12 protein-coding genes and 2 pseudogenes are annotated in these 14,310 nt (G+C 60.6%); 2 read left to right on the top strand and 12 right to left on the bottom strand.

Annotated elements, in window-relative coordinates:
- Nucleotides 1-44: 44 nt before the first annotated feature.
- The 6 genes from derI to tkt form a co-directional block, all read right to left on the bottom strand.
- Entirely contained in the window at nucleotides 45-506 is a 462-nt protein-coding gene (gene derI, locus AC04SG_RS25200; RefSeq protein WP_488480659.1) for a D-erythrulose-4-phosphate isomerase, read from the bottom strand.
- Between the two features lie 13 nt (nucleotides 507-519).
- Nucleotides 520-1,290, bottom strand: a complete 771-nt coding sequence (locus tag AC04SG_RS25195; RefSeq protein WP_488553241.1) for a triose-phosphate isomerase — start codon at nucleotides 1,288-1,290, stop codon at nucleotides 520-522.
- Nucleotides 1,287-2,063, bottom strand: coding sequence for a DeoR/GlpR family DNA-binding transcription regulator (locus AC04SG_RS25190; protein WP_488553240.1), 777 nt, complete (start codon nucleotides 2,061-2,063; stop codon nucleotides 1,287-1,289). Before AC04SG_RS25190 ends, AC04SG_RS25195 begins: the two co-directional genes overlap by 4 nt.
- A gap of 108 nt (nucleotides 2,064-2,171) precedes the next feature.
- Nucleotides 2,172-3,224, bottom strand: coding sequence for a class II fructose-bisphosphate aldolase (fba, locus tag AC04SG_RS25185; protein WP_488480661.1), 1,053 nt, complete (start codon nucleotides 3,222-3,224; stop codon nucleotides 2,172-2,174).
- 10 nt (nucleotides 3,225-3,234) lie between these two features.
- Nucleotides 3,235-4,242, bottom strand: a complete 1,008-nt coding sequence (locus AC04SG_RS25180; RefSeq protein WP_488553239.1) for a class 1 fructose-bisphosphatase — start codon at nucleotides 4,240-4,242, stop codon at nucleotides 3,235-3,237.
- Nucleotides 4,239-6,236 carry a transketolase gene (tkt, locus tag AC04SG_RS25175; protein ID WP_488553238.1) on the bottom strand — a complete coding sequence of 666 codons (1,998 nt, stop codon included), beginning with the start codon at nucleotides 6,234-6,236 and terminating at the stop codon, nucleotides 4,239-4,241. The genes AC04SG_RS25180 and tkt overlap by 4 nt, the downstream gene beginning before the upstream one ends.
- A 288-nt stretch (nucleotides 6,237-6,524) precedes the next feature.
- Between tkt and AC04SG_RS25170 the strand changes: the two are divergent.
- Nucleotides 6,525-7,430, top strand: a pseudogene (locus tag AC04SG_RS25170) (Re/Si-specific NAD(P)(+) transhydrogenase subunit alpha); the annotation flags it as partial.
- A 7-nt stretch (nucleotides 7,431-7,437) separates the two neighbouring features.
- Nucleotides 7,438-8,364 (top strand): annotated as a pseudogene (locus AC04SG_RS25165) (NAD(P)(+) transhydrogenase (Re/Si-specific) subunit beta); the annotation flags it as partial.
- 102 nt (nucleotides 8,365-8,466) lie between these two features.
- On the opposite strand, the gene AC04SG_RS25160 reads toward AC04SG_RS25165, so the two are convergent.
- The 6 genes from AC04SG_RS25160 to oiaX form a co-directional block, all read right to left on the bottom strand.
- Nucleotides 8,467-9,333 carry an N-acyl homoserine lactonase family protein gene (locus AC04SG_RS25160; RefSeq protein WP_488553237.1) on the bottom strand — a complete coding sequence of 289 codons (867 nt, stop codon included), beginning with the start codon at nucleotides 9,331-9,333 and terminating at the stop codon, nucleotides 8,467-8,469.
- On the bottom strand, nucleotides 9,305-9,805 hold the full coding sequence (locus tag AC04SG_RS25155; RefSeq protein ID WP_488553236.1) for a hypothetical protein: 501 nt from the start codon (nucleotides 9,803-9,805) through the stop codon (nucleotides 9,305-9,307). The genes AC04SG_RS25160 and AC04SG_RS25155 overlap by 29 nt, the downstream gene beginning before the upstream one ends.
- On the bottom strand, nucleotides 9,802-10,845 hold the full coding sequence (locus tag AC04SG_RS25150; RefSeq protein WP_488553235.1) for an aldo/keto reductase: 1,044 nt from the start codon (nucleotides 10,843-10,845) through the stop codon (nucleotides 9,802-9,804). The genes AC04SG_RS25155 and AC04SG_RS25150 overlap by 4 nt, the downstream gene beginning before the upstream one ends.
- Nucleotides 10,846-11,074: 229 nt before the next feature.
- A complete protein-coding gene (locus AC04SG_RS25145) occupies nucleotides 11,075-12,028 on the bottom strand; it encodes an L-threonylcarbamoyladenylate synthase (protein ID WP_488553234.1) in 954 nt (317 codons plus the stop codon).
- Nucleotides 12,028-13,008, bottom strand: a complete 981-nt coding sequence (locus AC04SG_RS25140) for an aldo/keto reductase (RefSeq protein WP_488553233.1) — start codon at nucleotides 13,006-13,008, stop codon at nucleotides 12,028-12,030. The genes AC04SG_RS25145 and AC04SG_RS25140 overlap by 1 nt, the downstream gene beginning before the upstream one ends.
- A gap of 4 nt (nucleotides 13,009-13,012) precedes the next feature.
- Nucleotides 13,013-14,305 (bottom strand): 3-oxo-isoapionate-4-phosphate decarboxylase OiaX, encoded by a 1,293-nt coding sequence (gene oiaX / locus AC04SG_RS25135; protein WP_488553232.1) that lies wholly within the window; start codon nucleotides 14,303-14,305, stop codon nucleotides 13,013-13,015.
- Between the last annotated feature and the right edge of the window lie 5 nt (nucleotides 14,306-14,310).

Here is a 14,310-nt window from a genome sequence, read left to right as displayed (position 1 = left end):
GCGATCTCTGTCTGGTGTTGCCATCGCAAGGAAGGTCGTCAGGCTTAGCGGGGCACTGTATTGTACTTGGCATCAACCTCGTTGATCGCCTTGACGTTACCTGCCGAACGGCCGTTCTCATCGAAGCTGTGCGCGAGGAAGGCGTCGGCAATCGATTTAGCAAGCTCCGGGCCAATGACACGCGATCCCATGGTGATGATTTGCGCGTTGTTCGAGAGCGCGGCGCGCTCTGCCGAATAGGTGTCGTGCGTCAGGGCGGCGCGAATGCCTGGCACCTTGTTGGCCGCGATGCAGACGCCGATACCAGTGCCGCAAACAAGGATGGCACGGTCATATTCGCCCTTGAGCACGGCTGAGCCGACGCGATCCGAAAGGTTTGCATAAAAGGCCTCGGGGCCGGCGTCGGTGCGAGAGACCTCCTTCACATCGTGCCGATCCTTCAGGTGGTCGGCGAGAACCTTGGCGAGCCCCTCGCCCGCACTGTCTCCTGCAACAGCGATTTTCATGTTCGTCTCCTTTTCAGATTTTGGCGGCGCAGCGCGCCAGGATGTCGAGGTAGCCCTCGACCTTCCAGGCCGAGCGACCAATGAAGAGCCCGTCGATGTCGGGGCAGGTGATCAGTTCTTCGCAATTGCCGGGATTGACCGAGCCGCCATAGAGGCAGGGGATGCGACGCCCGAGGATCTCGTGGGCGAACCTGGCGATTTCGGCATGACGGGCGTTGGCATACTCGGCCGTCGCAGGGATGCCACGTTCACCGATCGCCCAGACGGGCTCGTAGGCGAGAAGGATCGGAGCCCCTCGCTGGCCGGCAGCCAGCTTGCCGAGCGCGCCGCGCACCTGCGTTGCCAGGACTTGGCTCGCCCTGCCGCTCTCGCGGTCCGCAAGCGTCTCGCCGATACAGATCAGCGGCACGAGGCCGTGGCGGACGGCGGCCTCCGTCTTGAGGCCAAGGGTTTCATCGGTTTCCCCAAAATGCTCGCGGCGCTCCGAATGGCCGAGCTCAACGATATCGAGATCGCAGTCCTTCAGCATCACCGGCGACACTTCCCCGGTCCAGGCGCCTTCATCTTCCCAATGCATGTTCTGTGCACCGACCTTGACCGAAGTGCCTTTGAGCATCCTCTTGACTTCACGGACGGCGGTGAATGGCGGGATGACGAAACGCTGGAGGCGGTCATGCCGGCCGGACTCGGCGCGGCACAAGCCATCGGCGAACTCGCGGGCTTCCTCCAGGGTCTTGTTCATTTTCCAGCTGGTGCCGACCCAAAACTGCTTGTTTGCGGTCATTGTGTTGCCTCTGCGGTAGCGATCCTGACGACGGTTTGTCCACCTTCGAGCTCGACTGCCGTTTGGTGTGGCAACGGTTTGTCGGAGATGATCGTGCTGAAATCATTGAGGTCGGCGAGTACATGCAACGCCGTGTGGCCGAAGCGTCGGCTATTGACCAGGAGGCAGCTTTGTCTGCTGGAGGCGATCATGGCGCGCTTGCTGCGCACGACGGTCTCGTCCATGTGATAGGCGAGGCGGCCCGACGCGGCAGGCGCCGAGACAAAGGCAATGTCGGCACGCAGGCGCGAAAGCGCCTCTTCAGTGACAATCCCAAAATAGGCGTTGAACTTGGAGGAATAGACCCCGCCTACGGCGATCAGCGTGGCGCCGCTCTCGCCCTTGTTGCGATCAATGATCGCTGCATTGTTGGTGATGATCGTAATTGCTCTTTTTCTTGCCAGCACGTCGCCGAGCATCGCCGCCATTGACCCGTCGTTGATCATGACGGTCATGCCTGGCTCGACGAGCTCGGCCGCTGCGGTCGCAATCGACCGCTTCACATCGGCTTCCTGCAGCTCACGGAAGCGGAAATCGCTCTCGAACTGGGTCCCTGGTTCGATGGTCGCGCCACCGCGCACTTTGCGCAGCACACCGGCTCGCTCGAGGTCGTCGAGGTCGCGGTGGATGGTCATCTTCGAGACCGCGAACCGAGTGGCGAGATCATCAAGATCAACCGCGCGGCTGGCAACGAGAAGATCGATGATTTCCTGCCTGCGCTCTTCTCGTCTCACGATCATCTCCATTGCTGCGTCGCCGGCTGCCGGACGACCTCCGACACGTGGCATAAGGCGCTTCGCCGGCGTGTGTAAGCGCGTGCGCCAATGTCCAACATGTCGCTCTCAATGGACAGTCCCGTTGCGATAGCGCTCAGCCATTTCGGACAGCGTCAAGGGGACGATGCCATGAGCGTGGCCCGCCGATCCGAAAGCCTCGAAGCGCTCGCGGCATAGCTTGGAAAGTGCTGCCATGGCGGGCTTCATGTATTTCCGCAGATCGAATTCGGAGGGATCCTCGCTCAGCACGCGTCGGACCTGCCCGGTCATCGCCATGCGGCAATCTGTGTCGATGTTGATCTTGCGAACCCCATGCCGGATGCCGCGCCGAATTTCCTCGAGCGGCACCCCCCAGGTGGGTTTGAGCTCCCCGCCGAACCTGTTGATGATCTCCTGCAGTTCGTCCGGCACGGACGAGGAACCGTGCATCACAAGATGGGTATGGGGCAGCCTGGCATGGATGGCCTCGATCACGTGCATTGCAAGCACGTCGCTATCGGGCTTGCGGGTGAATTTATAGGCGCCATGGCTGGTGCCCATTGCGATCGCCAAAGCGTCGACCTTGGTCTCCTTCACGAAGGCCGCAGCCTCATCCGGATCGGTCAGGAGCTGGTCGTGCGACAGTTGGCCTTCCGCGCCATGCCCGTCCTCGGCCTCGCCCATGCCGCTTTCCAACGAACCGAGCACGCCAAGCTCACCCTCTACCGACACACCGCCCCAGTGAGCGAAATCCGCAACACTCTTCGTCACGCCAACATTATAGTCCCAGTCGGCCGGCGTTTTGCCGTCCGCTCGCAGCGATCCGTCGATCATGACCGAGGTGAAGCCGGCCTGGATCGCTGTCATGCAGCTGGTTGGCTCATTGCCGTGGTCGAGATGAACACAGACCGGGATGTTGGGGTATATCTCCGTCACGGCGTCCATCATGTGCCTGAGCATGACGTCATTGACATAGGCGCGCGCACCGCGGCTGGCCTGCATGATAACGGGCGAGTCCGTCAGGTTGGCCGCCTCCATGATCGCAAGCGCCTGTTCCATATTGTTGATGTTGAATGCTGGTACGCCGTAGCCATGTTCGGCCGCGTGATCCAGCAATTGACGTAAGGTAATTCGCGCCATGGCTTTCCCCTTATGCTTTCCGGACCAGACCTGAGATCAGTTCGACTTCGTTGACAGAGCCGAAGACCAGCGGCGTCCTGCAATGGTGGGACGCGGGCGGCTTGTCGAGTATGTCGATGCTGCCGTCGGTGGCGAGGCCTCCGGCGGCCCGCATCAAAAATGCGATCGGATTGGCCTCGTAGACGTGGCGCAAGCGGCCCTGCTCGTAGCCTGGACGGCCATCGGCGCCGTAGAGGAAGACGCCACCGCGCAAAACAATGCGATGGAGCTCTCCAACGGCGGCGCCCAGCCAGCGCATATTGAAGTCGCGGCCCCGGGGACCCGAACTGCCCTTCAGGCAGTCGTCCACATAGGAACGGGTCGACGGCACGAGATGGCGATGCAAAGACGCATTGTAGGCGAGATCCGCCGTGTCGGGCTTTATCCGGACACTTTCCCGGATGACGTAGAAACTTCCATCATTGGGGTTGAGCGTCGCCAGGACGACCCCTTCCCCGACCGAAAAGCCAAGATCGACGGTGTTGCCATAGGACACGTAGCCGGCAGCGACCAATTCCCTTCCCGGCTTGAGGAACGGATCCTCGCCGACCTCGAATGGAACGATCGAAAAGAGCGTGCCAAGGGAGGCCCCAAGTCCGACATTGCCCGATCCGTCAAGGGGATCTATCGCGACGGCGAGGCCTGACGAACCAAAGACAGCCGGCACTTCCGCCTCCTCGGACAGCACCTGCGCCGCGCCGGCATCCCGCAGCAGGGCCAGGAACAAATGATGTGAGGCAACGTCGATCGCCTTCTGTTTGTCGCTGTCGGAATTTACGCCGACGATCTCGGCGGGATCGCCAGGAAGTTCACCGAGGGCGATCCTGGCCGACAAGGCCCGTGCGCCCGTCATCACGGCGTCGATTTGCTTTGTGATCGCGAGGCGGAGCGCGTCCGCGCCCGCCCAATCCTCCAGAAAATCCTCCACGGCTCGCAGTGCGCGAGCCGGTTGATCATTGGCAAGCCTGAGAACGTTCATGGCGTTGCTCCGAGCTTTTCGAGAGCGAGCGCGACGATCGCCTGGCTGGTGATGCCGAATTTCTCGTAAAGCACATCGGCGGGCGCCGAGGCGCCGAAGCCGGTCATGCCGATGACGTCGTCCTCGCTGTCCACATAGCGGGTCCACCCGAATTTCGACAACGCCTCGACCGCGATGCGCGGCGCGTTGCCGAGCACGGCCACCCTGTAGGCTTTCGGTTGCTTCTCGAAGAGATCCCAGGCGGGCATTGAGACGACCGCTGCATGAATGCCCCTCTCCTTCAGTTGCTCTGCCGCGGCAACGGCGAGCGAAACCTCGGTCCCGGTGCCGAGAATGGTCAGGTCACGAGTCGGACCGGACTCCTTAATGACATAGGCACCCTTTTGCGCCCGGTTGGCGGCGTCGCGCTCCAACCGGAGTTGAGGAACATTTTGACGCGAAAGCGCCAGAACCGATGGAGTGTTTCGGTCGCGCAGAGCGATGTCCCAACACTCCAGCGTCTCAACGGCATCGCAGGGTCGGAATACGTGCAGGTTCGGAACGGCCCGCAGACTGGCCACGTGCTCGACCGGCTGATGAGTTGGACCGTCTTCGCCAAGCCCGATCGAGTCATGCGTCAATACGTATATCGAGCGCACCCCCATCAGCGCAGACAGCCGGATTGCGTTGCGACAATAATCTGAAAAGACCAGGAACGTGCCCCCATAAGGAATAAGTCCGCCGTGCACGGCGATGCCGTTCATGGCCGCGGCCATGGCGAATTCACGCACCCCATAGCTGACATAGCGCCCCGAGCTGGTCGGCGTGAAGTCGCTGTCGACGGCGGCAACGCGGGTAAGATTGGAATGGGTAAGGTCAGCTGAGCCGCCGATCATCTCAGGCAGGGCGGCGGTGAGGCTTTCCAGAGCGATCTGGCTTGCTTTTCGGGTTGCGACTTGTTGAGGATGGTCGAGGAGCTTGGTCCGGGCTACCTCAACCTGCCCACCATAGTGATCGGGAAGCACGCCGGAGACCCGGCGTAGGAATTCCGCTTTCTTGCCGGCGTCAATGGAATCGAGCCGCCCTTGCCAATCGGCACGTGCGCCAGCTCCCTTTGCGCCAATGGCGCGCCAGCGTTCGAGGATCTCCGGCGGTATCTGAAATGGCGCGGCCTGCCAGGCATAGGCAGCCTTGGCCGCAGCCGCCTCGGCTGCCCCGAGTGGCGCGCCATGAGCCGAGCTTTTGCCGGCCTTGGTTGGTGAACCATAGCCGATGACAGTCTTCATCGCGATCAGCGACGGCCTGCCGGTTTCTGCCTTCGCGCGAGTGATTGCCGCATCGATGGCGGCCGGATCATGGCCGTCGATGCTTTCGACATGCCAGCCATAGGCCGCGAAGCGGGCAGGAACGTCCTCGGTGAACGAAACGGCGGTGGAGCCGTCAATCGTAATTGCATTGTCGTCATAGAGCACGATCAGCTTGCCGAGCTTCAGGTGACCGGCCAGCGAGGCCGCCTCCTGTCCGACGCCTTCCATGAGGCAGCCGTCGCCGCAGAACACGTAAGTGTGGTGATCGACCAGGTCCGCGCCAAACTCATCCGAAAGGCGTCTTTCGGCTATGGCCATGCCCACCGCTCCCGCTATGCCCTGCCCGAGCGGCCCGGTGGTGATCTCCACGCCAGCTGTATGACCGTATTCAGGATGGCCGGGGGTCTTGGAACCCCATTGGCGGAAATTGCGGATCTCCTCGATCGAGACGTCCTCCACACCGCTGAGATAAAGCGCGCTGTAGAGCAGCATTGACCCATGCCCGTTCGACAGAACGAAGCGATCGCGATCGGCCCAGCGAGGCTGGCTGGCGTCGAATTTCAAATGCCTTGCAAACAACACGGCCGCGGCGTCAGCCATGCCCATCGGCATCCCCGGATGACCGGAATTGGCTGCCTCCACGGCATCGATGGAAAGAACGCGGATCGCGTTTGCGAGATCAGAAATCGATACCTTGGCTGGGATCATTCGGCACTCCTCTGTCGACGTGCGAGAGATCCCCAAATATAACATATTTTATCACAATTCAACATGCTTGGTTGTGATACAGCGAACATTATCACATCACACCGGCGCAAACATCGCCAACGCCCGCCAGCCTACAATGATCGGCGGATATGCCCGAATGGGAGATATCACATAGTGCAATCGCAAAATTGGTTGATTTGATGTTATTTTGTGAATTTCCTTGTAACATTTATCACATGGTGGTACGAGCTGCCTTCCTGTCGCGAAACAGAAAATGGGAGGGATTGAGTGAAGATCGGAGCGCTGCGCGAGCGGCTTGTCGGAGAATCGCGCGTCGCATTGACGCCGGACTCCGCATCGCAGCTCAAGAAGCTTGGACACGATGCCGTGGTTGAAGCCGGAGCCGGGGTGGCGGCCGGCATCTCCGATGACGCCTATCGTGCGGCAGGCGTCACGGTTGTCGAGAGCGCGCGGGCGCTTGTCGCGGCCGCCGACGTCGTCGTCAAGGTTCGTCCGCCGTCCGACGATGAGCTGAATTTGCTCTCGTCCGGAAAGACGCTGATTTCTTTCTTTTATCCGGCCGCAAACAAGGAGCTGCTCGAACGTGCCCGGGCTTGCGGGGCGAATGTCATCGCCATGGACATGGTGCCGCGCATCAGCCGCGCGCAGAAGATGGATGCCTTATCGTCGATGGCCAACATCGCGGGTTATCGCGCCGTGATCGAGGCCGGAGCCAACTTCGGCCGCTTCTTCACGGGCCAGATCACCGCGGCTGGCAAAGTGCCTCCGGCCAAGGTGCTCGTCATCGGCGCTGGCGTCGCCGGATTGGCCGCCATTGGAACCAGCACCAGCCTCGGCGCGGTCACTTACGCCTTCGACGTTCGGCCCGAGGTGGCCGAGCAGATCGAATCCATGGGCGCTCAATTCGTCTATCTCGACTTCGACGAACAGCAGAACGACGGCGTTGCGACGGGTGGCTATGCGACGCCTTCATCAGCTGAGTTCCGTGAGAAGCAGCTGGCCAAGTTCCGCGAACTCGCTCCCGAGATCGACATCGTCATCACGACTGCCTTGATACCCGGCCTCGACGCTCCGAAGCTGTGGCTGGCCGACATGGTCGCCGCGATGAAGCCGGGCTCGGTCGTCGTCGATCTCGCGGCCGAGCGCGGCGGCAATTGCGAGCTTACGGTGCCCCGGGCGGATCGGCGGCAAGGCGCTCATCCTGCCGGGCCGGCATCTTTTGAACGCGGGCATGATCGCCATCTCTGTCGCGCTGATGCTCCTCTACATGAACCATGCCGGCGCATGGCCCCTATACGTGATGACCCTGATTGCTTTCCTCCTCGGCGCTCATCTCGTCATGGCGATCGGCGGCGCCGACATGCCGGTCGTGGTCTCAATGCTCAACTCCTATTCCGGATGGGCGGCGGCAGCCACGGGCTTCCTCCTCGGCAACGATCTCCTCATCGTTACCGGGGCTCTGGTTGGTTCCTCCGGCGCAATTCTCTCCTACATCATGTGCAAGGCGATGAACCGCAGCTTCGTGTCCGTGATCCTGGGCGGTTTTGGAAACACGGTTGGCCCGCAGCTGGAGATCACGGGCGAGCAGATCTCGATCGACGGCGATGGGGTCGCCGCGGCCCTCAACGACGCGCAAAGCGTCATTATCGTCCCTGGCTATGGGATGGCGGTCGCGCAAGCCCAGGGTGCAGTTTCCGAACTCACCCGCAAATTGCGTGCGGCAGGTAAGACCGTACGCTTCGCCATCCATCCCGTCGCGGGTCGACTGCCCGGCCACATGAACGTGCTCCTCGCCGAAGCCCGAGTCCCTTACGACATCTTCTTGGAAATGGACGAGATCAACGAGGACTTTCCTGACACCGACGTCGTTATAGTCATCGGTTCGAACGACATCGTGAATCCGGCGGCTCAGGAAGACCCGAATTCACCGATTGCCGGAATGCCAGTCCTCGAAGTCTGGAAGGCCCGGCAGGTCTTCGTATCGAAGCGTGGTCAGGGGACGGGCTATTCCGGGATTGAGAATCCGCTCTTCTTCAGGGAGAACACCCGCATGTTCTATGGCGACGCGAAGAACTCGGTCACCCAGTTGATCCCCTTGCTCAGGTAGATGTGAAGGAAGCGAAATGGAAAAGGCCGGGGTCGTCGACACTCACCCGGCCTTTCCCTGCGCATCGTCTTGGGAGGACGATTGTGAACTACGCAACTTTCATCACACTCTTGAAGGTTCTCCGTCAGCCAGACATATCTCGACGAGCATGAGCTCGCGATCTGTCGCGCGCGACGGATAGATCTTTGACAGCCGTTCCTCGTGCATGGGAATGATGCGGCGCTCGTCGTTGCCGACGATCCCAAGCATCTCCTCGGCGGTCTCGATCAGCCGCGTTTGACTGCCGTTGGCGAGGCCCGGCGGAACGAAACACGGATCATTCGAGTCGCCCCCGTTGAGGTTTCTATAGGTATAGACCACGTCGCCTGACAGGACGATCTTGTCGTCTCCGTCGCCGTTCTGCACCACCACATATTGCGAGCCCGCAGTGTGCGTGTCGAATGCGGGATAGAGGTGAATTCCCGGCAGCAGATTTTCCCTCTCGCCTTCCACCAATTCGAGACGGCCCTCAATGTTTGCCTGGGTCAGGTAGAGGATGTCGGCAGGGTTCAATCCCGCCTGAAGAGAGCGGAACCGGCGGCCCTTGGCGAGAATCCACATCCAGGAGTCCAGCTCCTTCTTCTGGATGTAGATCTTGGCGTTGGGGAAGAATTTTAGGCCTCCGATGTGATCGAAATGTGCATGCGTCAGGATCACATGGGTGACGTCCTGTGGCCTCACGCCGCACTCGCCAAGGACGATGTCGGGACCTGTCCATCCGGTGACGCCAATCGAGTTGGCGATCTGCCCTCCGAAGTCGCCGGCGTCGTGTCCGACGTCGACCAGGACGACGGCGTTGCTGGTCTTGATAACTATGTAGGCGAACGGCAGGTTCATCGTTCCCCGATTGTGCTCGCCGTAATAGACCCCGCTGACCGGGTGCACCGGGCTGCGCGAGTATTCAAGCACCCAGATTGAATGTGCTCCCATGGTATTCCTCCCCATGACCAGATAGAGACCCTGCACAGCAGCTGCTTGTGTCGAAAGTCGTTGTGTCGAGTATTGCGGCCGAACGCTCGAGCTCGGTTACGGCGTTTGAAAGCAACCCCAAGAGCGGCGCGTCTTGGACGAGGACGCCGCGCTGCAGCAGCGTGTCCGCGTCAGCCAGCAGACGGTCTGCCTTTCCCAGATGGGCGAACGCGTGCTGTTGGCCAGCGACGCCCGGCAAGACAGAGCGTGCTGCCGCGACCGACCCTTTGATCTCGGCTGCACGGTCGGCGAGTTCGCCGACCAAAAAGCGCATACCCTTCTCCTTCAATGCGAGATGCATGAACGAGTAAATCGCAAGAAGCTCTCCATAAGTTCTGACGAGCGCTTCGACGCCCTTGCGCGCTTCCGCTGACGCAACCGGCTCGACCACCGCGTCACATTGGAAAGTACGGCCGATGGTGGCGCAATTCATGGTCCGGCCTTCGGCAGCGGAGCCTTCGACGGAAGGAGGTTCGCAGCCTTCAAGGCGTCCCAGAACGCCGATGGTATCTTCTCGTTGATCGCCTTGATGTTCTGGTCCACTTCGGCGGCGCTTTTCGCTCCCATGACCATGGTCGCCACAGCCGGATGCGCGTAAACGAATTGCATTGCCGCCGCCGGCAGACTCACTGAATATTCCACGCAAACGCTCTCGATGGCCTTCACCTTCTCCACGACGGCGGCCGGGACCTTGCCGTAGTCATACGTGGCTGTGGCTGCGCCAACGCCGGTCGCAAGGATTCCGGAATTGAAGATGCCCCCGGCGATCACCGATACGTTTCGCTCGAGTAACTCGTCAAAGGCGGCTTCGAGGGGCCCGTGGTTCAACAGCGTATAGCGCCCTGCGATCAGGGAGCAGTCTATCTGAAACTCGCGCGCGACACCGACGACCGAGTCCGTTTCGTTGACGCCCAGACCTATGGCCGAGACGGCGCCGCTCGACCGGAGCTCGTCGAGCGCCTTGTAACCGGAAGCGCGCAGCTGGTCCCAGTAGAATTCGCTTTGGTCACCGTGCCAGGCGCGACCGACGTCATGGACAAGAAGGACATCGATGTAGTCGAGACCGAGTCGCTGCTGGCTGTCCTCGAACGCACGCATGACACCGTCATACGTGTAGTCGTAAGTGTCGAGGAACGGCAATGGATCGATCCAGTCGATGCCGTACACGGTCTCGAGTTTCTTCGTCCTGCTGGCGGGCTTGAGGACGCGCCCAACCTTGGTGCTGACCACGACGTCTTGGCGCAGCTTGTTCGCCCGGAGGGCATGCCCCAGGTAGTGTTCGGACTTCCCAAAGCCGTACATCGGCGCGCAATCGAAGTAGCGGATTCCGGACGAATACCCTGCAAGGATCGTGGCTTCGAACTCGTCATATGAGACGTCGGCGTTGAAGCCCGAGAGGGGCACCGTGCCGAGCCCCAGCGAAGTCACCTGCACTTTGGTTTTTCCGAGTGGCCTGAGTTCGAGGTCGGTCATTGGTCATCCGTTGGGTATGTCGTTGGAAGGCGCGCGGTAGGCCGCCTGGAGGCCGCGGCGAGCGAGCACCGCCAATACGGCGCCACTCGTGAAGATTGATGTCGTGAATTGTTCCCACGAAACCTCCCAGCACAGCTCCTCCAAGGCGGCGACGTATAAGGTATAAGGTCATACCTTCCTATGCAAGTGATTTTTGAGCCCGGCATTTCTAAAGCTACCGCACATGAGTCTAGTCAGGTAGCGCGGAGGCACGTCTCAATCGGTCGTTTATGGCGCGGCCAAGGTCGACCATCGGTAGCGGCGCGAATCCGATCACCTCGCCCGCTTTTGCAAGAGCGTCAGCCTCGGTCATGACTGCGTACAGGTTTCGAGCAGCCTCTTGCAGGTCGCCGGAAGCGGACAGCGTCAAGTGGCAACCCTCGGATGTCGGTCCGAAGCCAACCCAAATCATATTCGCCCTCGGCTGGTCGATGTCGATCCGGACGGCAGCGTGAGGCGCGTAGTGACTTCTCAATTGCCCCGGCGCTGATATTTCACGCGGGTCGCTGTCCTCCCCCATCGAGCCAAGAAGCTCTTCGAGCAGCTCTTGCGGAACCGAACCCTGACGCAGGATTGTAGGCGCTCCGACCAAGGACAGGATTGTGGACTCTAGCCCGTGGTCGCAGGTGTCATCTTCAATAATTCCTGCTATGCGGCTGTCGAGTTGGTGAACCACTTGCGCGAAACGCGTCGTGGATATCTTCCCCGAAAGGTTGGCCGACGGCGCCGCCACCGGGAATCCAACTGCTCGGATAAGGCGTTGGGCAACCTGTGAAGACGGAAACCGGATCGCTACGTTCTCCAGGCCCGCAGTCACCGCAGGGGCCAGTCCGCAATCATCCTTCTTCGGCAGCAGTATCGTCAGGGGGCCTGGCCAAAACCGGGCAGCGACTAACTCGGCATTCTGGTTGAACTGGGCGATCCTGCGGGCCATATCCATGTCGGCAACATGGACAATCAGCGGATTGTACCGTGGGCGTCCCTTCGCCTCATAGATGTTTTCAATTCCGGCGGAATTGCTGGCGTCGGCTCCAAGCCCGTAAACTGTCTCCGTTGGAAAGGCCACAACTTCACCGTTGCGGAGCATTTCGGCCGCTGTTTCTATGTCGTGGTCTTCGTTTCTGAAACGGCGGGTAATCCGCATTAATTCAGGCCCACGACCTGATGGGGCACATAGGGGGCTTCGAGTTCCTTTATTTCATCTGCAGTCAGCTTCACGTCAAGGGACGCGGCCGCATCCTTCAAGTGCGATAGTTTGGTCGCGCCGACAATCGAAGCAGTGACGCCCGCCTTCGAGTTGAGCCACGCCATAGCGACAAGCGACCGAGAGACGCTCTTTGCGGCGGCGATCTTGGCGACGACATCCACCACGCGCCGATCCGCCTCGTCGGCATGCCCGTAGAATCGTGCTGTCACGTTGTCGGTCTCAGACCTCAAGCTGCTTTCTTCCCACGGTCGGCTAAGACGTCCGCGCGCCAAGGGGCTGAAGGCTATTATGCCGACGCCTTCGCTCCTGCAGAGCGGCAGCATCTCGCGTTCCTCCTCACGGTAAAGGAGGTTCATTTGCGCCTGCATAGAAATGAAGCGCGACCATCCGCAGGCGTCCGATTTGTAGAGCGCGCGCGCGAACTGCCAAGCGTAGCAGTTGCTTGCGCCAATGTATCGTACCTTGCCGCTTCGCACGAGGTCGGTCAGCGCCTCCAACGTCTCCTCGATCGGAGTCGAGTTGTCCCAGAAATGGATCTGGTAGAGGTCAATGTAGTCGGTCCCAAGTCGCCTCAGGCTAGCCTCTGCCTCGGCAATGATCGCCTTGCGTGACAGGCCAACGGCATTGGCACCATTCCGCATCTTGCCGTAGACCTTGCTAGCGATGACGACCTCGTCGCGCGGCGCCATCTCTTTGAGAAGTCTTCCGACAATCTCCTCGCTGGTACCGTCAGAATAGACGTTGGCGGTATCGAAGCAGTTAATGCCAAGTTCGAGGGCTTGCCTGATGAAAGGCCTGCTATCCTCTTCAGACAACGTCCATGCATGGTTGCCGCGTTCCGCGACGCCGAAGCTCATGCAGCCCAGGACCAATTGCGAAATTTTCAGGCCAGACCGACCAAGTTGACGGTACTCCATCGCGTCATTTCCCTTCTGATATCGGTGATTTCGAGCCAAACTTGGCGAGCGCCTGCGCCAGCTCCGGATGAGACTTCGCGTGTTCCTGGAGCTCGATCCCTGCGACGGCAGCGTCCCATGCGGCCCGAACAGCCTTCACCCCAGCTGCAGGTCCGCCAGGATGGCTAACCACACCACCACCACACAGATAGAGGTGGTCGACTGTCTGTCCGGTCCGCCGATAGGTCTCGGGTGCCTGGCCGCCCCATTGGCCCGAGCAAACGACAGGCAACGGGCGGTCGGCGTCATGGAAGATCGGCTTCTGTAGGTCGTGGAAAGACTGAACGAAAGAGTCGTCCGGCTCCCAGTATTTCGCTGCGATGCCGTTGATCTGGAACTGGTCGACGCCCAACAGGCGCCAAAGCTGCTGATAAACCGAGAAGTCGAAACCGAGGCCCGGATGCCGGGTGATGAGGTCCCAACCGTTACGGTGGGCGTGCAGCACGAGCGATGAACGCCGGCGCAGGAACAGGAATGCGCCCATGCCGATTGAGTTGATGTTGATGACCGCGGCGTTACCGCCTTCGCGAACCACCATGTCGTGCTTCCGCACCATCTCGTCGGGATCGACGTCGGAAATGCCGAAGGCGTACATGACCTTCTTCCCGGTTCGCTGCTCGTGGTCCCGAATGAGCGGCATGATGGCCTTCACGCGCGCTTCCAATGGGGAGTAAGGCGGCGACATCAGCTTCTCGTCGTCTTTGATGAAATCAACGCCGGATGTGACCAACTCGCCGACGACTTTCGCCGTTTCATCAGGAGTAAGACCCAGCGCAGGCTTGATAATGGTTCCTATAATCGGTCTGTCGTTGACACCTGTAAGCCGCCGCGAGCCTTCGATCCCGAATTGGGGTCCGGGATAAATCCCGTCGAACTCGGACGGCAACTGAAGGCCGATGACCCTAAGTCCCGTGAACTCCTTGATCGACCAGACACCGCCGAGCGCCACCGTCGCCAGGGCCGACAGGTCGGTGCCGACAGCTTCGAGCGGATAAGCAATCGTCACCTGCGCCCGATTGAAAGCCGCTCCCTTGGCGGGAAGAGAAGGGATTTCGGTGGTGTCCAGCTGCTCGAAAGCGATAATCCGCGCGGCCGCGCGGGCTTTGAGTTCAGCCGTCTCTCCCGGCAGGTCCACGAACGTTCCGGTGGACTGATCGCTTGCGATCTTGGCCGCCAACGTCTCGGGACTTCCAGCCGTTTCGACACGGTAGGTGACAAGGACATCCGAGGGTCTTGGCCGAGCCAACTCCACCGTCATCGCCT

The organism is Mesorhizobium sp. CNPSo 4684 (genome assembly GCF_057784315.1).
Note: the sequence above shows the minus strand (reverse complement) of the source record. Positions and strands in the feature narration are given on the sequence as shown.